At 54.5% G+C, this 19,650-nt stretch carries 17 protein-coding genes; 8 read left to right on the forward strand and 9 right to left on the reverse strand.

Translation table 11 applies throughout. The features are described from left to right. The first annotated feature begins 69 nt into the window (after positions 1-69). Entirely contained in the window at positions 70-732 is a 663-nt protein-coding gene (locus tag FE788_RS05855) for a histidine phosphotransferase family protein (RefSeq protein WP_138379764.1), read from the forward strand. 51 nt (positions 733-783) lie between these two features. Here FE788_RS05855 and FE788_RS14050 read toward each other — a convergent pair whose 3' ends face one another. Beyond that, entirely contained in the window at positions 784-933 is a 150-nt protein-coding gene (locus FE788_RS14050; RefSeq protein WP_168190295.1) for a hypothetical protein, read from the reverse strand. 328 nt (positions 934-1,261) lie between these two features. Between FE788_RS14050 and FE788_RS05865 the strand changes: the two genes are divergently transcribed. The 5 genes from FE788_RS05865 to FE788_RS05885 all read left to right on the forward strand — a co-directional run bounded on the left by FE788_RS05865 (position 1,262) and on the right by FE788_RS05885 (position 7,241). Further along, positions 1,262-4,354 (forward strand): chemotaxis protein CheW, encoded by a 3,093-nt coding sequence (locus FE788_RS05865; protein ID WP_168190296.1) that lies wholly within the window; start codon positions 1,262-1,264, stop codon positions 4,352-4,354. 24 nt (positions 4,355-4,378) lie between these two features. After that, a complete protein-coding gene (locus FE788_RS05870) occupies positions 4,379-4,837 on the forward strand; it encodes a chemotaxis protein CheW (protein WP_138379765.1) in 459 nt (152 codons plus the stop codon). A gap of 46 nt (positions 4,838-4,883) precedes the next feature. Then, on the forward strand, positions 4,884-5,249 hold the full coding sequence (locus FE788_RS05875; protein ID WP_138379766.1) for a response regulator: 366 nt from the start codon (positions 4,884-4,886) through the stop codon (positions 5,247-5,249). A 70-nt stretch (positions 5,250-5,319) separates the two neighbouring features. Next, complete coding sequence (locus FE788_RS05880; protein WP_138379767.1) at positions 5,320-6,408, forward strand: protein-glutamate methylesterase/protein-glutamine glutaminase; 1,089 nt, start codon at positions 5,320-5,322, stop codon at positions 6,406-6,408. Beyond that, positions 6,405-7,241, forward strand: coding sequence for a CheR family methyltransferase (locus tag FE788_RS05885; RefSeq protein WP_138379768.1), 837 nt, complete (start codon positions 6,405-6,407; stop codon positions 7,239-7,241). The genes FE788_RS05880 and FE788_RS05885 overlap by 4 nt, the downstream gene beginning before the upstream one ends. Before the next feature lie 185 nt (positions 7,242-7,426). Here FE788_RS05885 and ctrA read toward each other — a convergent pair whose 3' ends face one another. After that, positions 7,427-8,131, reverse strand: coding sequence for a response regulator transcription factor CtrA (gene ctrA, locus FE788_RS05890; RefSeq protein ID WP_138379769.1), 705 nt, complete (start codon positions 8,129-8,131; stop codon positions 7,427-7,429). Between the two features lie 429 nt (positions 8,132-8,560). Between ctrA and fliI the strand changes: the two genes are divergently transcribed. Both fliI and FE788_RS05900 read left to right on the forward strand, forming a co-directional pair. Then, a complete protein-coding gene (gene fliI / locus FE788_RS05895) occupies positions 8,561-9,931 on the forward strand; it encodes a flagellar protein export ATPase FliI (RefSeq protein ID WP_138379770.1) in 1,371 nt (456 codons plus the stop codon). A 60-nt stretch (positions 9,932-9,991) separates the two neighbouring features. Further along, positions 9,992-10,399 carry a flagellar FliJ family protein gene (locus FE788_RS05900; protein ID WP_168190297.1) on the forward strand — a complete coding sequence of 136 codons (408 nt, stop codon included), beginning with the start codon at positions 9,992-9,994 and terminating at the stop codon, positions 10,397-10,399. A gap of 107 nt (positions 10,400-10,506) precedes the next feature. Here FE788_RS05900 and FE788_RS05905 read toward each other — a convergent pair whose 3' ends face one another. The 7 genes from FE788_RS05905 to FE788_RS05935 form a co-directional block, all read right to left on the reverse strand. Continuing rightward, entirely contained in the window at positions 10,507-10,887 is a 381-nt protein-coding gene (locus tag FE788_RS05905) for a hypothetical protein (RefSeq protein WP_138379772.1), read from the reverse strand. 42 nt (positions 10,888-10,929) lie between these two features. Further along, positions 10,930-13,254, reverse strand: a complete 2,325-nt coding sequence (locus FE788_RS05910) for a hypothetical protein (protein WP_138379773.1) — start codon at positions 13,252-13,254, stop codon at positions 10,930-10,932. Positions 13,255-13,360: 106 nt separating this feature from the next. Beyond that, on the reverse strand, positions 13,361-14,128 hold the full coding sequence (locus FE788_RS05915) for a MinD/ParA family protein (RefSeq protein WP_138379774.1): 768 nt from the start codon (positions 14,126-14,128) through the stop codon (positions 13,361-13,363). After that, positions 14,125-15,258: a flagellar biosynthesis protein FlhF gene (locus FE788_RS05920; RefSeq protein WP_138379775.1), complete on the reverse strand. Its 1,134-nt coding sequence runs from the start codon at positions 15,256-15,258 to the stop codon at positions 14,125-14,127. The genes FE788_RS05915 and FE788_RS05920 overlap by 4 nt, the downstream gene beginning before the upstream one ends. A gap of 48 nt (positions 15,259-15,306) precedes the next feature. Beyond that, positions 15,307-17,406, reverse strand: coding sequence for a flagellar biosynthesis protein FlhA (gene flhA, locus FE788_RS05925; protein WP_138379776.1), 2,100 nt, complete (start codon positions 17,404-17,406; stop codon positions 15,307-15,309). 39 nt (positions 17,407-17,445) lie between these two features. Beyond that, positions 17,446-18,828, reverse strand: coding sequence for a sigma-54-dependent transcriptional regulator FlbD (gene flbD / locus FE788_RS05930; RefSeq protein ID WP_138379777.1), 1,383 nt, complete (start codon positions 18,826-18,828; stop codon positions 17,446-17,448). 13 nt (positions 18,829-18,841) lie between these two features. Next, positions 18,842-19,603 carry a motility protein A gene (locus FE788_RS05935; RefSeq protein ID WP_210414160.1) on the reverse strand — a complete coding sequence of 254 codons (762 nt, stop codon included), beginning with the start codon at positions 19,601-19,603 and terminating at the stop codon, positions 18,842-18,844. Positions 19,604-19,650: the final 47 nt, after the last annotated feature.

Consider the following 19,650-nt stretch of genomic DNA (forward strand, 5'->3'; position numbering starts at 1 on the left):
AAGTTTGGGGTGTCCGCATTATAGGGACATCATCTGTACTGTCACGAGAATTCAAGAGAAAACCGGTTCATGAGCGATATTGAATTTGCTGCCCTGTTATGTTCCCGTCTGTGTCATGATCTGATCAGCCCGGTGGGGGCCATTGCCAACGGGATTGAAATCCTGTCTGAGGAAGACGATGATATGATGCGCCAGGAAGTTATGAAGCTTCTGGAGCAGAGCGCCGGGCAGACATCTAACAGGCTTCAATTTTTCCGTCTGGCCTTCGGGGCGGCGGGGGGCTTTGGCGAGGAGGTCCCGCTGGATGAGGCGGAAAAGGCGGTTAAGGCTCTTTTTTCTACCTCCCTGGTTGACGTGGCCTGGAATGTCCGGGTGCAGATGATGAACAAGGATGCCATCAAGCTGATGCTGAATCTGATACTGCTGGCCGGAGAAGCATTGCTTCGGGGGGGGCGTCTAGAGGTCAATGTGGAGGAACACGGTGAGAGCCGGCAGATCGGCATCACTGCATCAGGCGAGAAAGTAATCTTTCAAGACAAGATTCGCGAAACTCTTTTGGGCAATGTGGCGCCGGAGGGTCTTGAGCCGAAAACCGCGCCGGCCTTTCTGGCAAAAAACGTGGCCGACAAACTGGGTACGGAAATTCAGCACACGGTGTCTCAGGAACAAAGTTTTGCTCTGCGTTTTACCCTGGCCTCATCCGCAAAAGATTCCCTGCCCCAAGTGGGCTAGAGTGAAGTGTGCATAGGTTGGCTCAATTCTGTTGGCGGATTGCGGCCCGCCTCACGCGGAAGACGGTGCCGGGCGATGCGGGACATCGGGCCAGGCGTCTGACAAAGTGAGCGGCCCCAAGCCGCCAACCCGAAGGGCCGGGCCGGTCTGGCCCAGTTCCTGCGGGATTTGGCTTGGCCGTACCGCCAGTATGACCTGCACCAAATCCCTGGCTCCTGAACCAGACCTGACCGGCAGAATGGGTCAACCTATGCACAATTCACTCTAGAGTCACGCTCTTCACAATTCATTCCAATACGGGTCACTGCAACAGTGATTATTCCAATAGTGGCCGGTCTTCTGTGTGATGCCCATTTGGCCTAGCAGAAATGCGTATATGCAGCCTTGAGAGAGCCCGGGGGTCCTGCAGACGCGGATGGCTCTTCAAAAGCGTATTTTAAAACGGATTACTTTACAGCTTTTTAACCAATTTCTCCCATCTTAAGGGAAACTAAAAAAGTTCCCTGTCCAAGGAAGAAGGTTAAGAGCTATGGATGATCTGTTAAACGAGTTTCTGACGGAGACGGCAGAAAGTCTTGATGTTGTCGATGTGGAACTGGTTACCCTCGAACAAGATCCCAATAACAAGGCTGTTCTGGATAATATTTTCCGGCTCGTCCACACCATTAAAGGAACGTGCGGTTTCTTGGGATTGCCCCGTCTTGAGGCCGTAGCTCATGCCGCCGAAAATGTTCTGGGTAAATTCCGTGATGGTGAAATCAGTGTTACCCCTGAGGCGGTGACCCTTATTCTGGAATCCCTTGACCGGATCAAGGAAATCCTGGCCGGACTTGAGGCCACTGAGGAGGAACCCTCCGGCGATGACAGCGAAATTATTGCCCAGCTGAACGCCATGGCATCCGGGGAGGCGGGCACCGCAACGGGGACTGAAAAATCTGATGCCGGTTCCGTTTCCGCCGAAGATGATGCTGTTCTTCCGGAACCTGTTTCCACTGTGGGATCGGTGCCGGGGGAAGTCTCTCTGGAAGAACTCGAAGCCGCTTTCCAGGCGGCTCCGGGGCCTGATGATCTGGTGGACGGGGAAGAAGAAGGGCATTCTGCCCCTGTGCGTGAGGGATCGCTGTTTGATCAGATCGGCAGCAGCGAGACAATCAGCGTGATCTCTCACCTCCTGCATAACAGAATCCTGGGGGATGCGGCCCTTAAACCCTTGCTTCAGGGAGCCGACCTTCAGGCCAGCAAAAAGGCAGTAGCGGCCTTTCTTGAAGAAACTTTCAAAACCGGTGCGGTAGGCGGGGACCCAAAGACCGCCTTTGCCCCGATGATTGCCAAGGGGATCACGTCGGGGCAATTTGCCCAGATCGTTGAGCACCTTAAAACGGTGCTGAACGAGGTGGACGTGGCCTCCGATTGTATTGATGAGGCCGTCACCCTCGTTCAGCAGGCCGAGTCAAAGGTGACATCCGCGGCCACTCAGAAGTCTCCGGCATCTGCCAGAAAAAACGAAGCGGAAAATACGTCGACTGCGTCCGCTCCCTCCAATGGGGAAAGCAGCGTCGCCAATCAGAGTATCCGGGTGAATGTGCAGTTACTTGAGGATCTGATGAATATGGTCAGTGAACTGGTGCTGACCCGTAACCAGTTGATGCAGATCCTGCGCCGGTCCGGAGAGAGTGAGTTTTCCGTGCCCCTGCAACGGCTGAGCCAATGCACGACGGAGTTGCAGGAAGGGGTCATGAAAACCCGCATGCAGCCGATTGGCAATGCCTGGGCCAAACTGCCACGGATTGTCCGCGATCTTCAGGTGGACCTGGGCAAAAAGATTGACCTTCAGATGTTGGGCGCGGATACGGAACTAGATCGTCAGGTGCTGGAACTGATCAAGGATCCGCTCACCCATATGGTGCGCAATTCCGCAGACCATGGCATTGAAACGCCGGATGTCCGCAGGGCCGCCGGGAAAAAGGAAACGGGAACCATCCGTCTGAACGCTTTCCATGAAGGCGGACACATTATTATCGAAATTACTGATGACGGGGCGGGCCTGAGTGTTGAAAAGCTGAAAGCCAAGGCGCTGAAAAACGACCTGGCGACGGAAGCCGAACTGGCCGAAATGTCGGACCAGCAGATTCAGAAATTTATTTTCCATCCAGGGTTTTCCACGGCGGAGAAAGTCACCAGCGTGTCCGGCCGTGGGGTGGGCATGGATGTGGTGCGCAGTAATATTGAAAAAATCGGTGGCACCATTGATCTGAAATCCATTGAAGGCAAAGGCACCAGTTTCAGCATCAAAATTCCTCTGACGCTGGCCATTGTTTCCGCTCTGATTGTCAAATGTCGGGAAGAACGTTTCGCCATTCCCCAGATCAGCGTTCTGGAGCTTGTACGCACTTCGGAAGATGCGGATCACCGTATTGAATATATCAACCGGACCCCGGTTCTGCGGCTGCGGGATCGTTTGCTGCCGCTGATCTGTCTGGAAAAGGTTCTGGGTTTTGAAAGCGAGGATGGTGAAGACATCACTTCCCGCGAAGCCTTTATTGTGATTACCCAGGTCGGGGCCTTTACCTTTGGGATCGTGGTGGACCAAGTTTACGATACCGAGGAAATCGTGGTCAAACCTGTGGCCCCGATCTTGCGGGATATAAGTGTTTATTCCGGCAATACCATTTTGGGCGACGGCAGCGTGATTATGATTTTGGATCCCAATGGCATTGCGGCCCAGACGGGTGATGTTCTGTCGGATATTTCCGATGCGGAGGCGGAGCGCGAGACCGCGCATTATGAAGCTTCTCTGATTAATGATCGTGAAGCCATTCTGCTGTTCCGCGCCGGCGACCGGGCCCAGCGGGCCGTGCCGCTGTCGTTGGTGGCCCGTCTTGAAGAAGTGGATGTTGACAAGATCGAAACTTCGGATGGCAAGCCCGTTGTCCAGTATCGCGGGAAGCTGATGCCGCTGGTCAAGATTTCTGAGGATTTCGCCATGAAGGAAAGCGGCCGGCAGCCGGTGCTGGTGTTCACGGATGGAGACCAAACCATGGGTCTGGTTGTTGACGAAATCATCGACATTCTGGAAGACCGTATGGAGGTGGAACTGGCGTCCAAAATTGAAGGTCAGATCGGGACAGCGGTGATTAACGGCAAGGCGACGGAAGTCATTGATGTGGCCTATTATATCGAGAAAGCCTTTGGCAAGTTCGGGCCTTCAGGACGCGCTGATGCTGCCCATCAATCGCATAAGCGCTCGCAAGTGCTGATCGTTGACGACAGTCCTTTTTTCCTCAACATGATCCGACCGTTGTTGTCAGCGGCCGGCTATGAGGTGACAGCTGTGGACACGGCCAAAGAGGCGCTTGTGCTAAGAGAAAAAGGCCGGGATTTCGATGTGATTATCAGTGACATTGAGATGCCGGAGATTGACGGGTTCAGTTTTGCAGAGCAGGTGCGCGAAAGCGGGCGCTGGCAGGATGTGCCGCTGGTGGCCTTGTCGTCCCATGCCACAGCACAGGATTTCGCCCGGGGCCGTGAGGTCGGGTTTAATGATTATGTGACCAAACTTGATCGGGAAATGCTGCTGGAGACGATCACCCATCAGATCAACAACAAAGCCAGTGTGGCCTAAACTGTGGCCTAAGAGGATATAGTCATGGTAGACATTACAAACAATAACGATTTTGTAACCATTCGCCTTGCCGGCCAGCTTTGCGGTATTCCCGTACTCAGTGTGCATGATGTGCTCTCAGAACAGAAAATCACCAAAATTCCTTTGGCGCCGTCTTCTGTGGCAGGAGTGCTCAACCTGCGCGGGCGTATTGTAACAGCCATTGACCTGCGGAAACGGTTGGGATTGCCGGACCGGGAAGCCGGGGCAGGGAGCATGAGTGTCGTTGTGGAGTATAAAGGAGAGCCTTACAGTCTTCTTATTGACAGTGTGGGGGATGTTCTGTCTTTACCGGCGGATTCCTTTGAGCGGAATCCTGTGACGCTCGATCCCTGCTGGCAAGAGGTTTCCGGCGGAATATTTCGCTTGGAGGGTGAGCTTCTCGTTATCCTGGATGTGCATAAGTTACTGAATTTCGGGGCTGATCAAACAGTTGCCGCATAACGGCGGCCGGATAACGAGCGGCAGATAAAAAATCGGAGAGAAAGAAATGAAATCCTGTCTTGTTGTGGATGATTCAAAAGTCATTAGGAAAGTGGCCAGAAGGATCCTGGAGGAGTTGAACTTCGAGGTCATCGAAGCGGTGGACGGCGAGGATGCGCTTGCGGCTTGTAAAAAGGCGATGCCTGATGTTGTGCTTCTGGACTGGAATATGCCGGTGATGAATGGCTTGGATTTTCTAAAAACACTGCGCAATACAGCGGGAGGCGATAAACCGGTGGTGGTTTTCTGCACCACGGAAAATGATATGAGCCATATCAGCGCCGCCATTTCTGCCGGGGCTGATGAATATATTATGAAACCTTTTGATCGTGAGATTATTGAGTCTAAGTTTTCTCAGGTAGGACTGCTGTAAAGTGATTTCGTCCGTTTCCGACAAGATTGAATACCCTACACACCCTCGTAGAACGGGGCCATACCGTGTCATGATCGTGGATGATTCCGCCGTTGTGCGGGGGTTATTTGCCCGATGGCTGGAAGCTACACCACATATCAAAGTCGTCAACACTTCCAGCAATGGCGAAATGGCGCTGAGAAACCTGAAAAACAGCGATCCGGAAATTGTCATTCTGGATATTGAAATGCCGGTTTTGGATGGTCTGACGGCATTGCCCAAAATTTTGGCCTCGCAGCCCGGGGTTCAGGTGCTAATGGCGTCAACCCTGACCAAGCGCAACGCGGAAATCAGTCTCAGGGCCCTGTCAATGGGGGCCGCTGATTATGTCTCCAAGCCGGAAAGCAGTCGGGAAGTCACGACATCCCTGTCTTTTAAGGAAGAACTGATCAGCAAGGTTGTGAGCCTGGCGGCTGCCAAAAGGCAGCAGACAGGAGGAGAGGTTTTTCAACCTGATCAAAGGTCATCTTCTGCTGTTAAAGGGATAGTCAGGGCGGCTTTTCGTCAGCAAGGAGCGCTACGTCCCATCTCTTCCACACGCCCGAGGATTATAGGAGTGGGAAGCTCTACGGGCGGACCGCAGGCACTTTTGAAATTTTTGAATTCCATCAAGGAAAATTTACGCCTGCCTGTCCTGATTACCCAGCATATGCCGGCAAGTTTTACGGCCATTTTGAGCGATCATCTGGCGCGGGCGACGGGACTGCCCTGCAAACAGGCTCGCAATGGGGATGTTTTGCAGACCGGGCATGTTTATGTGGCGCCCGGGGAATATCATATGACGGTCGTTAAAGAGGACGGTGTGAAAAAAATTCGTTTGATCCAAACCCCACCGGAAAATTTCTGTCGCCCGTCGGTGGACCCGATGTTCCGCAGTTTGGCGGAGGTGTTCGGGCCGGCTGTGCTGGGCGTTATTCTAACCGGGATGGGGCAGGATGGTCTGAAAGGCAGCGAATCCATCGTGGCCGCGGGGGGAACCATTATTGCTCAGGATCAGCAGACCAGTATAGTCTGGGGAATGCCGGGCGCGGTGAGTGAAGCCGGGTTGTGCAGCGCCTTGTTGCCGCTGGATGAAATTGGACCCCAAGTAGTAGCGATTGCCAATGGAGAGGCGGCATGAGAACAGAAGATTTTCAGTTGATTAGCAGTATTCTCAAAGAAAGATCCGGTTTGGTTCTTACAGAGGATAAGGTCTACCTTCTGGAAAGTCGTCTCACCCCCATTGCCCGCCAGAAAGGGATGGAAACCCTTGATGATCTGATTAATGAAGTGAGGTTGCGGCGCAAGGAAGATCTGCTGAATGAAATCACGGAAGCAATGACGACCAATGAGTCCTTCTTCTTCCGCGACAATACGCCATTCGACCATCTTCGGGACAAGGTGTTGCCGGAACTTTTGGGCGCAAGGAGCAATGTCAAACGCTTGCGTATATGGTGTGCGGCGGCCTCAACCGGGCAGGAACCCTATTCTATTGCGATTACCCTGAAGGAAATGCAGGCCAAGTTGCAGGGGTGGAACATAGAGATCGTAGGGACGGACTTGTCCCAGCAGGTTCTGGAAAAGGCCCGGGCCGGTCTTTATTCCCAGTTTGAAGTGCAACGCGGGCTCCCCATCAAAATGCTGATTAAATATTTTACCCAGGTGGGGGAAATGTGGCAGATCAGCGAGGAACTTCGCAACATGGTCACTTATCGGCCGTTTAATCTGTTGGATAATTTTTCCATTCTGGGACAGTTTGATGTGGTATTTTGCCGGAATGTGCTGATTTATTTTGATCAGGCCACCAAAACCCAGGTCCTTGATCGGATACGTTCCCAGATGCCCGAAGATGGCACATTATTTCTGGGAGCGGCGGAAACGGTCCTGGGGGTGAGCGATAAGTTCAAACCCGTTGCCGGTCACCGCGGAATGTATATGACTTCTGATGCGCCTGCGCTGCGCAAGGTAGGCTAGGGTCAGGATCTAGAGTGAATTGAACCAACCTATTCACAATTCACTCTAGACGAATGAGGCATGTATAAAGTATAACATGCATGAGGTATAAAAAAGGACCATTCGGAAAAGGAATGGTCCTTAAGTTTTTATCAATTGCGTTTTATCTTTACCGGAGATTTCGCAATTTGGTTATAGGAGGAGGGTCAGCCGGTTGCGGCCATTCCCTCTGAATTTTCACTAGGATCTCTCAGCACATAACCCCGACCCCAGACGGTTTCGATATAGTTTTCACCGCTGACGGCTGCCAGTTTCTTGCGCAGCTTGCAGATAAAAACATCAATGATTTTCAGTTCCGGCTCATCCATGCCGCCATAAAGGTGATTGAGGAACATTTCCTTGGTAAGCGTGGTGCCCTTACGCAGGGAAAGCAATTCGAGCATGGCGTATTCCTTGCCAGTGAGATGTACCCGTTGACCATCGACCTCTACGGTTTTGGTGTCCAGATTCACGGCCAGCTTGTCGGTACGGATAATGGATTCCGCATGTCCCTTGGAACGGCGGATAATGGCCTGAATCCGGGCCACCAGTTCTTCTTTATAAAACGGCTTGGTCAGGTAGTCATCGGCACCAAAGCCCAGCCCCTTAACCTTGTTTTCCAGCTCAGCCATGCCTGACAGGATCAGGATCGGGGTGTTGACCTTGGCCATGCGCAGTTTTTTCAGGACATCATAGCCGTGCATGTCCGGCAGGTTGAGATCAAGAAGAATAATGTCATAGTCATACAGTTTGCCAAGATCGATGCCTTCCTCGCCCAGATCGGTGCTGTAGACGTTAAATCCTTCTGCCGACAACATCAGTTCGATGCTTTTGGATGTGGACGGATCGTCTTCAATCAATAAAACGCGCATTTCTCAAACCCCTATTCTGTTAACTCCACCGGTCAACATTGTTTCAAAGTTCTCTTGCATGGTTAATTTTTGGCTGTTTGGCCCTTTTCACATTAACCATTTTTAACAGTATTAGTTAACAAATGGTAACCAAACCTGTTTTTTTGTGATGATCTGTAAGGAGATTTTAAGGATGATTAATTTCCAAAAATGTGATTTGTTGTCTTAACTATTTGTAAAATATGATGATTTTATTTATTCATGTATATGAATACATGTTAAGATTTGTCCTGGTCAAGATCCGTTTTTTTATTAATAAAGGCTGTGATATTTGGGGGTTTTCTCTTATGATAAACGCAAACTGGTGATAAACCCAAACTGGGCGACGTTGATACGACAATATGAGTGCCGGGGTATGGGCTGCTGAGGCCATATGAGGGCATAATCGGAATGATCGCCCGAAACGACCCACAGAAAACAGGGGATCTGGTGTTTACGCTTAAAACAGAAATAGACAGGATACAGCCCTGGAAGTTTTATGGCCGGGTGGTCGGTGTTCAGGGATTGCTGGTGGAAGTGGCCGGCGCGCAGCGCTCTTTGAGCATTGGAGCGCGGGTTAATATTCTGTCCCGTCAGGACAAGGTGATCCCTGCCGAAGTGGTGGGCTTCCATGCGGACCGGGCTCTGCTGATGCCCTTTTCCATGCTTGAAGGTGTGGGCGTGGGCTGCAAGGCCTTCATTGAGGGAGAAGTGGCCGTGGTGCATCCGGGCGAAGGCTGGCTGGGGCGGGTGGTCAATGCCATGGGGGAACCCATTGATGGCAGGGGGCCGATCCGCGACGGCGCCGAATCCTATGCGGTGCGGGCCCAGCCCCCGGCGGCGCATTTGCGTCAGCGGGTCGGGGAAAAGATTGATCTTGGGGTGCGGTCCATTAATACTTTTGTGACCTGCTGCAAGGGGCAACGTATGGGGATTTTTGCCGGATCAGGTGTCGGGAAATCCGTTCTTTTGTCCATGTTTGCCCGTTATGCCAGCGCCGATGTGACGGTAATCGGTTTGATCGGGGAACGGGGGCGCGAGGTGCAGGAATTTCTTGAGGATGATCTGGGGGAAGAGGGACTGGCGCGCAGTGTTGTGGTGGTGGCCACGTCGGACGAGACTGCCTTGATGCGTCGGCAGGCGGCGTATCTGACGCTCACGGTCAGTGAATATTTTCGGGACCGGGGCATGGATGTACTGACCCTGATGGACAGTGTGACCCGGTTCGCCATGGCGCAGCGGGAAATCGGCCTGGCCGGGGGCGAACCACCGGCCAGCAAAGGCTACACGCCTACCGTCTTTTCCGAACTACCGCGTCTTCTGGAACGTGCGGGGCCGGGGCTCAGAGGCCGGGGCGGATCCATTACCGGATTGTTTACCGTGCTGGTGGAAGGGGATGATCATAACGAGCCGGTATCCGACGCGGTGCGTGGCATTTTGGACGGCCATATTGTTCTGGATCGGTCTATTGCGGAACGTGGCCGCTTTCCGGCGGTGAATGTGCTACGGTCTGTTTCCCGTACCATGCCGGGGTGCAACACATCAGAGGAAAATGAGCTTCTGGTTACCGCTCGTAAATATTTGGCGGACTATAATGACATGGAAGAGATGATTCGCTTGGGGGCTTATCGCTCCGGGGCCAACCGGGAGGTTGACGAGGCGATATTTTATCATCCGGCGCTGGAAGAATTTCTGGCGCAACAAAAAACGGAACGCAGCAGCCTGGTGGAAGGGTACCAAAGGCTGGCGGAAATATTGAACCGACGTCCAGGTTCGGAATAAATGCAGGATTAAAAAGAAAGAGGGACAATCGAGGCGCAAATGGTTAAAGGTTTGGAGGGGATGATCCGGTTACACAAGTGGCAGCTGGATGAAAAAAGGCGTCAGTTAAACGATCTGGAGGCGATGCGTGACGATCTGCTGCGGCAGAAGGCGCTTCTGGCGGAGCAATTATCATTTGAACAGCAAAAGGCGGCGGCCGCGCCGGTGGTGGATTTTGCTTATGCCAATTATGCAACCTCGGTGATGCAGCGGCAGCAAAATCTGCAAAACTCCCTAAACGAGATTGAAGCGTCCATCGAAGACATGAAAGAGCAGGTGGCCGAAGCCTTCAAGGAAATGAAGAAATATGAAATCGTCGAGCGGCGGGAGCAGGAGCGTCGCCGGGCCCAGGCTCACCGGCGCCAGCAGGCTGACCTTGACGAACTGGCGGTGCAGATGCATCGGCGTAAAAACCGCGCAAGCGCCTGAGCGCCCCCCCAAAAACATCGCCAGAAACGAAACATCGCCAGAAACGAAATCAGATTCTGTCAGCAGGGCATTTAGAGTGAATTGTGAATAGGTTGTCTTAATTCACTCTATACGGCAAGGCGTTGCAGCAGGGCTTCGTCATGCCATTGCGGCTGGCGGTCCTCCACGGCGATTTTGACCTCAAGGCCCCCATCCTCTCCCTTGCGGACGATGCTGAGCCCCACCCATTTAGGCACAATTTCATCCATAATGTCTTCCAGAACATGCAGGGCCAATCCTTCAGGTGTGGTCCATTCCGGAAGCTGGCCCAGAATCTGGCATTGTTCCAGATAGTCATCAAATGCTCCATGCTGCAGGATCAGCTTGTCCGGCACATAACGCAGGGTGAACACATAGCTGTTGTGATTGAACGTCACAATCTTGCGAAGGGAGATCACATAATCGCGTCTTTTGTCGGGATTGTTATGGGAAATCAGTAATTTTTTCATGGGAATCCGGTTGTTTGCTGATGGAATGCCTTAAATGGTCCCTTAAATCGTCAATGTATCCAGGTCCGATTGGTGAATGTGGGATTCAATAATCTTTTTTACCGAAATATCTGTGGGTCTGCCATCATGAAACAGAAGCTCTCCGGCAAAACCACTTCCTTCCAGCGCAGACGTAAACCGTGATGTCAGATCCTTTTTGACAGTGTCGGCGAGAATATTTTCGGATTTCAGAATAATATCCAGCCGCCTTTCCCTGAGCATGCCATCCAGGACCAAGTGGCCATAACGGCTCAGGTCAAGATCAAGGATGAACCGCGTGGTATGGACAGATACCTCCCGGTTTTCGCCGGCTGTCTCATCATTGTTTTCTTCGGACTTTTCCTGTCCGCTATGGCGGATCAGCATGGGCAGGGCCGTCACCTCCTGCCCATTATAGGCGGGCAAAAGCACCGGGCGCCAGTCACCAGCCGGAGCCTCTGCGCCCAGCCTGGCGATGCGGCGCATATCATGGTCCAGTTGTCGCAGAAGCTTCTGCTGCCCAACCTTTTGCAGCTGTGCGCTGACCTCGGGCCCAAGCCAGGTCCGGGCGGGCTGTGGTGCACCAAGGGCGGCCATAAAGAACAACAGGGTACTGCTCATCTGTTGAGGAGACTGAAGGTTGGGCAGGCGACTGCCCATCAGGGTATAAGGGGCCGTATTTTGTTGTGCCGCCAGAATCGCCATGATGTCATTTAGGGCCTGCCAGTTTTGAAACAGGCTGTCCAAGGGTTGCGCCGGTAATGCCGCTGCCGTTTGTGAGGGGGGGAGGGGGGCTCCTTCTACAGCGGCTGGATCCGAAGATGGGACGTCGGCAGGTAGGGAGGATGGCGGTGTGGCGCTGACGGAGACAGCTGTAGCCGCAGTTCCAGCGGGCTTTTCCAGAGAGGATGCGGAACTTTCGGGGGCCTGTCGGGGCAGGGGGGTAAAACTGACAATGGTGCCCGGCGGCAATTCTGCACTGCTTTCGAATTTGATAATGGATACCGGGGTTGCCAGATAATGAGTCTTGGGACTCGAAGCAGCTGCGCCGGTTGGCATGCGGGTAGCTCTCCCCCCATAACTATGGGCGGCAGGGGGCGGGGGGGATCGCCGGAAGGAATCCTCCGGCGCCAGAACAATCCCGGAAATCACCGGGGCCGTCGATGTTTCAGGGGACGGGGCAGAGACTGGGGTGGAAGGGGAAGCCGGCGCAGCGGGTTGGGCGGCGGCCGTTTGTTCGGTGGTCTCAGGCTCCGAAGAAGAAAAAGAAGGTCTCTGCTGGGAAGCGTCCCGGGGATCAATATTTTCGGCCGGCTGGACATGGGGGATGGCCACCGCGTGCACCCTGAAACTGAAATGGCTTCCCTGAGGCAGACGGTCCAGTATGCTGTCCAGCCCGATTTCCCGGGCCACGAAGCTGGGCAGGGAGGAGGCCGGATTGGGATAGGTTTTGACAACCGTGGCCAACAGCTCCCGGTTCAGAAGCGTTTCAAGTTCGGCCTGAACAGCGGCAGGCGGTGGTGATGCGACGGGGGGTGGGGTTTGTTCCTGGGCCAATAAGGGGGTGGCGGTGATTTTCGGGCTTAGGGGTGGCGTAATGGATTTGGTGGCTGTTTCCGGCGCAACGGGGGCTGTTTTGCCATGATCCGGCGGTGGGGAAGCCGGGACGGGTTTTTCAAAAAAAGTATAAGCGGTACCAGAGGTGGGTAGCGGAAAATTTTCCATATTGCCGCTCATATTGCGGGCGATTTGTTCGGCCCGGTAAAGGGTGCTGGCCTGATATTGGTACCCGGCTGGCGGGGAAAAAGCGTCTTCCTGTGCCGGGTGTTGGGGGGTGGTGAACCCGGCTTTGACTTTGATCAGGGTCAGGCTGACCTGAACCGGTTGAAACAGCGAAGTGTCCGAACTGCCTGGTGTGTCCCCGGGTTTCTCGTTTCTAACCGGGATGAGGGTGGCCCGTATTTCCTTGTCCACCTGGTCAATTTTTACCATCACCGCCGTCCCCGGCGATAACTTTGCAAGGGCCTTTTCGATTTCCGGTTTGCTTTGCACCAGATAAACAGCGCTGTCGGTTGCCAGGGTCTGACGGCCTTCCACATCAAGGCCATCGGTTCGGGCGGTAAAGTTGCTGCCGGCTCGTAGATGCAGGAGGGAAGCGGACAAGGTGACCGCGGGATCGTGATGGGGGATGGGTTTGTCGGCTTCCCCGGCATTATCCGCACGGGGGGCGGAATGCCCTGTGGCCTCCTGTCGCGGTCTCTGGTCCGAGGTGGTGGACGCAGGGGTCACGCGGTTGGGGCTTTCCTGGGGACTGAAGTCCGGTTTTTGCGGGCCGCCGATTTCGCTCATCTCATCACATTTCGCTTTCAGCAGAGTTCAGGCAAATTGTACACATATTTCGTGGCCTTAGCCAAAAAATACTTCGGGTCAGGCCCAGTGAAAAAGGGGAATGGCCCTATAGTTTCCGCGAAATGGCTTCCACGTCTTCGCCAGCGGCGCAAACGGGATGGCGGCTGAGTAATGGTTGCTGATGACGGATAGCGGAAACCACATGATCGTCCTGACGTACTGGCCCCAAAAACTCGGGCGTGAATTTCAGAAAGTTTTCGCAGGCTTTTTTCAGTGTTTCATAAATGCGTGTGGCTACATGGCGATCCTTGACCATATTTACCACAATGGCAACGGGAGCTTCTGGGTTGCGCATGCGTGTGACCTTGATGAAGGCATAGGCGTCGGTCAGCGATGTGGGATCGCCGGTAACCACCACAATCACCTTGTCGGAAACCTGGGCCAGCGTGGTTACCGAGTTTTCCACTCCGGCCCCTAGATCCATGATGGTGAAGTCATAATTTCGGCTGATGGCGCGCAGGTCCCGGGCAAGCCGGCCCAGGGGTTCTTGTCGCAGCGAGGCGAGCGCACCGGATCCGGACTGTCCCGAAATAACGTCAAAGACGGTTTTGCGGTTGCTTTCATCGACAAAGGGAGTGATGGCCTCCTCCAGAGGAATTTTCCGGGTAAGCACCATGCCGAGATCCTTTTCCGGCATAAGGCCAAGCTGAATGTCGATATTTGCCAAACCGAGATCACCATCGAACAGCAGGACCTTGTGTCCGTTGCGGGCCAGGGTGTGAGAGAGGGTTGCCGACAACCAGGTTTTGCCGACACCGCCCTTGCCGGAAGCAACTGTAATCAGTTTTTGTTCAACAGGGGCTTGAGAGCTCATGAGTGTTTGCTTTCCTCGGGTCTGTTTTCTTCGGAGATATCTTCGGGGGCTCCCTGCAGATTTTCATCAGGGGTTTCATCGGAGGGAGCAGGAGAGCTGTCCGTGGCTGGGGACGCCGCAGACAGGTTTTGTATATTTTGCCGTTTGGGAATTTTGGTCAAAAGTTTCGCCAGCTGCACCGCATCCAGTTTCTGAATGCCGTCGGCCAAGTAGGGGGTAATACCGACGCCGGCAAAAGTCAGTCCCGCACCGTCCGCGGCCATTAGAAGGCTGGCATAACGCCGGGCCGCGTCCAGCCGGGTCCCAATAAAACGGCGCACGCCCAGGGCGGCATAGGTTTCGGCAATCTCCCTAGCCTCGACGGGATCGGTTCCGGCTGTCAATACCAGTACCGGTTCCACGTCCGCGGCGGTAATAAAACGATGTAATTCGGCAATTTCCGTGTCGGAATAGGGATTATATCCGGCGGTGTCGACGATGGTCAGTTCGCCAGGCTTCTTTTTGCTTCCAAGAAGGTCGGCCAAAAGTTCGGGCGAAGCGGCTTCGGCAACCGCCAGTTTCAGCGCCAGACCATATCCTTCCAATTGCGCCAGACCGCCGGTGCGCAGTGTGTCGGTACTGACCAGCCGCACCGGCCGGTTGTCCAGTACGGCCTGGCTGGCCAGTTTGGCGGCCGTGACGGTTTTGCCCACACCCGGCGGTCCGACCAGCATGACCGGCCGGTCCTGATAGTCATTATTCAGTGGATCAAAGTGGAACAGGCTGTCCAGCGCGCAGGCCAGCGCCATCAGGCTGTTTTCGCGTTCCACGCTGGCGGCAAAGTCAAGAAGACGCAATTTCAGGCTGGTGCTGAGGCCGTGATGGCTGAGATAATACTCCAGATCCAGTTCTCCGGACTGCTGCTCTTCTTCCAGTTCCTTTAAAGATTTTCGTATGGGGGAGGGGGTCGGTTTGGGCGGCGGCGATACCCGGGGGTTGACCCGGGGCGGCGGCGCCTCCACAGCGGCGGTAATCTTAACCCGGTCGCCTTCCTCCTGACTGTCCAGAATAATGGCATTTTCCCCGAGGGTCTTGCGGACCTGATCGAGGGCATCCTGTATGTTTCTGGCGCTGAAAATCTTTATTCGCATATCGGGTCTTCAGAACGTCCTATTAAATGTGCCTCAGAATAACCCCGATTAAATCTGGCCTAGGGTACGGATTTTAATCTTGGGGTGAATTTCATTTTGCGACATGACCACGGTGGCAGGCCGGAATCGTTCGATGATCGACCGGACATAAGGCCGGATCATCGGGCTGGTCAGCAAGACGGGCAGTTCCCCCGCATGGGCCTGTTCTTCAAAGGTCATGCGGACGGTGTTGATAAATTCCTGTAATTCGCTGGGCGGCATGGCCAGCTGTTTTTCCTCACCGCCGCCAACCAGGGATTCCATGAACCGCTGTTCCCACTGGGGCGACATGTTAATCAGTGGAATGCTTCCCTGCGCATCCGCATTGTCATGGCTGATCTGGCGCGCAAGCCGGGCGCGCACATGTTCGGTGATCATGACCACATTCTGGGTGTAGCCGCAGGCTTCGGCAATGCCTTCGAGGATGGTCGGTAGGTCACGAATGGACACTCTTTCATTCAGCAGGTTTTGCAGGATACGCTGCACCCCGCTTTGGCTGATCATGCCCGGAATCAGGTCGGCGACAAGTTTCTGGTGTTCCTTGGGCAGATCATCCAGAAGTTTCTGGACCTCGGCGTAAGACAACAGCTCAGCCATATTGTCCTTGATGACTTCGGTAATGTGGGTGGTGATCACCGTCGAGGGATCCACGACGGTATAGCCCCGGAAGGAAGCTTCTTCCTTCATGCTGCGCTCCACCCACACGGCCGGTAGGCCAAAGGCCGGCTCTCGGGTGGCTTCGCCGGGCAGGGCCACCTGTTCGCCGCGGGGATCCATGACCATCAGCATGTTGGGGCGGATATCCCCACGGCCCACCTCGGCTTCCTTCAGGCGGATGACATAGGTATTGGCCTGAAGCTGCATATTATCGAGGATCCGCACTGACGGCATGACAAAGCCCATCTCAGAGGCGATTTGACGCCTGAGCGCCCTGATCTGATCCGTCAGGCGAATACCGCTGTCATCGTTGATCAGCGGCAGCAGGCCATAGCCCAGTTCCAGCCGGATCGGGTCGATGGCCAGGGCTGAGGTAATAGGTTCCTCGGCCGGTTTGGCTTTTTCCTTTTCTTCCTGTTGCTGTTGCAAGAGTTTTTCATTTTCCACTTCTTCCTCTTTTTTACGGGTCAGCGCATAGGACGTATAGCCCAGCAACCCTGACAGAACGGCAAAAGGCAGAAATGGAATGCCCGGCAGCAGGGCCAGGCAAAACAACAGAAAGGCACTGACGCCAATGGCGCGCGGATAGGCGCTGAGCTGGGAAAACAGAGCTTGGTCGGTTTTTCCCGTGACCCCCGCCTTGGTCACTAGCAGACCGGCCGCAGTAGAAACAATCAGCGCGGGAATCTGGCTTACCAGCCCGTCCCCCACGGTCAGTAAGGTATAGGTGTTGGCGGCATCCGCAAAGCTCATGCCGTTTTGGGCCACCCCCACAATCATGCCGGCGATAATGTTGATGAAGGTAATCAGCAGGCCGGCAACGGCGTCGCCGCGGACATATTTGGCCGCCCCGTCCATGGATCCGAAGAAGGTGCTTTCGTCTTCCAGTTCCCGGCGCCGCCGGCGGGCTTCGTCTTCATTGATGAGGCCGGAAGACAGATCCGCGTCAATGGCCATTTGCTTGCCGGGCATGGCATCCAGGCTAAAACGGGCCGCCACCTCTGCAATGCGGCCGGAGCCTTTGGTGATGACCATGAAATTAACGATCAGCAACACGGCAAACACAATGATACCGATGACAAAATTCCCCCCCATGACAAAAGAGCCAAAGGCTTCGATCACATGTCCCGCCGCCGAGGGGCCGGTATGTCCGTTGCTGAGAATCAGCCGGGTCGAGGCCACATTGAGCGCCAGCCTGAGCATGGTTGAAACCAGAAGGATTGTTGGAAAGGCGTTCAAATCCAGCGGCTTTTCGATGAACAGGCAGGTCATCAGGATCATCACGGCAAAGGTGATGGACAGGGCCAGACAAATATCTAGAAGCCAGGGCGGCATGGGCAGAAACAGAACCACCAGAATACCAACAACGCCCAGCGCCATCATGATGTCGCTTCTTTGGGAAAGCTGTGCAGCGAGGCCGGGGCCTGCGTTATTTGTGGCTGTGTCGCTCATTCGGGTCTTTTCTCAGCATGCGCATCAATGTTCGGGTTTTCAGGACAGGGAGGAATTTTCCATTCCCTCTCCGGGGCTGGGGACCGCCACACCCTCAGCCATATACTGATTCAGCTTGTTGCGCAGGGTGCGGATGGAAATCCCCAGAATATTGGCGGCATGGGTCCGGTTGCCCAGACAGTGTTTCAGGGTGTCAATAATTAGGTCCCGCTCCACATCGGCCACTGTCCGGCCAATATGGGAGCTGGCGGCAAAAGGTTCGGTGTCTCGTGGCGAAGCTGTGTCCGTGCCACGTGTACTGCTCTGGATTGCCATGTGCGGCCGGCCATCCGGCAGCAGGATATCCTGTTTGGTGATTTCGGGACCGCTGGCCAACAGGACGGCGCGATGCATGGTATTTTCCAGTTCGCGCACATTACCCGGCCAGTCATGATTGATCAGCACCTTCATGGCCTCATCGGATACGGGTTTCGGCTCAAGGCCATTGAATTCCGCATATTTCCGGGCAAAATGTTTGCATAGGGCCCGGGTGTCTTCCGGCCGTTCCCGCAACGGCGGGAGGTTAAGATTGACCACATTCAACCGGAACAGCAAATCTTCCCGGAACGTGCCTTTTTTGACTTCTTCATGGAGATTGCGGTTGGTGGTGGCGATAATGCGGATATCCACCTTTACGGGGCCACCGCTGCCGCCCACGCGGTCAATTTCACGTTCCTGGATGGCCCTGAGCAGCTTGGCCTGGAGACGGATGTCCATTTCGCTGATCTCATCCAGTAGCAGGGTACCGCCATTGGCTTCTTCAAACTTGCCGATCCGGCGGGCCACGGCCCCGGTAAAGGCGCCTTTTTCATGACCGAACAGTTCAGATTCCAGAAGGTTCTCGGGAATGGCCGCGCAGTTAACGCTGACATAGGGCTTCTGGGCCCGGCGGCTTTTGTTGTGTACGTAACGGGCCATCACTTCCTTGCCGGTGCCGGATTCGCCGCTGATCAGAATGCTGGCTTCGCTGGGAGCGACCTGGTCAGCCAGACTGACCACTTTCATCATGGCGCGGTCGCGATAGATAAATTCATGGTCGTCATCGGAAATGGCGGTCAACACCGCGGCAATCATATCCGGATCCGGGGGCAGGGGGATATATTCCTTGGCTCCGGCGCGAATGGCGCGGACGGCGGCATCTGGGTTAGAGCCAATTCCACAAGCCACCACAGGGGTGGAAATACGTTCTGTTTTCAGGTTCTCGATCAACCCTTTAATGTCCTGTTTGATGTCCACCATCAACAGGTCTGCCCCCTTGCTGCGGATCAGATTAAGGGCGCCGTCCACATCATCCACATGCATGACCTGGGCCCCCTGTTGCATGGCAATCCGGGAGGCTGTACTGAGCTGGCCTTGTAATGTTCCGACAATGATTAATCGCATTTTCCGTCTACTCTTATTCAAAATATCTGATGCGATGGGTTTGCGGCAGCATGGCATTCAGCTGCATTTCCAGACGCCGCGGATTTTCTTCCCTGCTGATGGACAGGGCGCCTGTCAAATACAGGGCGTTAAGGGTGGATTCATTCTGGGAATTTCTTTCTGCCTTGGTCGCCAGCGGCATCAATACCATATGCGCCAAGACGGCGCCATAAAATGTGGTGAGCAGGGCCACCGACATGGCCGGGCCGATGGTGCTGGGATCGCTGAGATTGCCCAGCATCTGCACCAGCCCCACCAGGGTACCGATCAGTCCCATGGCCGGGGCCACCTCGGCTGCCCGGCGCAACAGGTCCACGCTCTTGGACTGGATACTGGCGGTATAATGGATTTCCTTTTGCAGGATTTGTTCGATTTCCTCCACTGAGGCGCCATCAACCGTGAGGTTCAGGGCTTTTTGCAGAAAGGGTTCGTTATTCATGGTGGAGGTGAGCTTTTCCAGCGACATCAGCCCCTGCTTGCGGGCCCTTTCGGAAATCTGGATCATGGTGACGCCAGCCTCCCGCGGGTCAAGGGGGGTATAGGTCATCATGTGCCACAATGCCCCGGGAATCAGTTGCAGGTCTTTTGGCGAAAAACTGACGATGGTAATGGCCACAGTTCCCCCCAGAACAATGAGAATGGAGGGTACATCCACAAAGGCCAATGGCGACCCTCCCAGAATCATGGCGGAGATGATCAGTGCAAAACCTGCGACAATACCCAATAACGTAATCACCCTAACTTCCCTCTTTATATTGCCGAGTCCGGCGCGATACCGGAGAC

This window comes from Luteithermobacter gelatinilyticus (assembly GCF_005849285.1).
Taxonomy (GTDB): Bacteria; Pseudomonadota; Alphaproteobacteria; order Sphingomonadales; family Emcibacteraceae; genus Luteithermobacter; species Luteithermobacter gelatinilyticus.

Bases quoted from the DNA above. Each gene is read 5' to 3' on its own strand.
- FE788_RS05855 (WP_138379764.1), top strand. From the start codon at position 70: ATGAGCGATATTGAATTTGCTGCCCTGTTATGTTCCCGTCTGTGTCAT.
- FE788_RS05865 (WP_168190296.1), top strand. From the start codon at position 1,262: ATGGATGATCTGTTAAACGAGTTTCTGACGGAGACGGCAGAAAGTCTT.
- FE788_RS05870 (WP_138379765.1), top strand. From the start codon at position 4,379: ATGGTAGACATTACAAACAATAACGATTTTGTAACCATTCGCCTTGCC.
- FE788_RS05875 (WP_138379766.1), top strand. From the start codon at position 4,884: ATGAAATCCTGTCTTGTTGTGGATGATTCAAAAGTCATTAGGAAAGTG.
- FE788_RS05880 (WP_138379767.1), top strand. From the start codon at position 5,320: ATGATCGTGGATGATTCCGCCGTTGTGCGGGGGTTATTTGCCCGATGG.
- FE788_RS05885 (WP_138379768.1), top strand. From the start codon at position 6,405: ATGAGAACAGAAGATTTTCAGTTGATTAGCAGTATTCTCAAAGAAAGA.
- ctrA (WP_138379769.1), bottom strand. From the start codon at position 8,131: ATGCGCGTTTTATTGATTGAAGACGATCCGTCCACATCCAAAAGCATC.
- fliI (WP_138379770.1), top strand. From the start codon at position 8,561: ATGATCGCCCGAAACGACCCACAGAAAACAGGGGATCTGGTGTTTACG.
- FE788_RS05900 (WP_168190297.1), top strand. From the start codon at position 9,992: ATGATCCGGTTACACAAGTGGCAGCTGGATGAAAAAAGGCGTCAGTTA.
- FE788_RS05905 (WP_138379772.1), bottom strand. From the start codon at position 10,887: ATGAAAAAATTACTGATTTCCCATAACAATCCCGACAAAAGACGCGAT.
- FE788_RS05910 (WP_138379773.1), bottom strand. From the start codon at position 13,254: ATGAGCGAAATCGGCGGCCCGCAAAAACCGGACTTCAGTCCCCAGGAA.
- FE788_RS05915 (WP_138379774.1), bottom strand. From the start codon at position 14,128: ATGAGCTCTCAAGCCCCTGTTGAACAAAAACTGATTACAGTTGCTTCC.
- FE788_RS05920 (WP_138379775.1), bottom strand. From the start codon at position 15,258: ATGCGAATAAAGATTTTCAGCGCCAGAAACATACAGGATGCCCTCGAT.
- flhA (WP_138379776.1), bottom strand. From the start codon at position 17,406: ATGAGCGACACAGCCACAAATAACGCAGGCCCCGGCCTCGCTGCACAG.
- flbD (WP_138379777.1), bottom strand. From the start codon at position 18,828: ATGCGATTAATCATTGTCGGAACATTACAAGGCCAGCTCAGTACAGCC.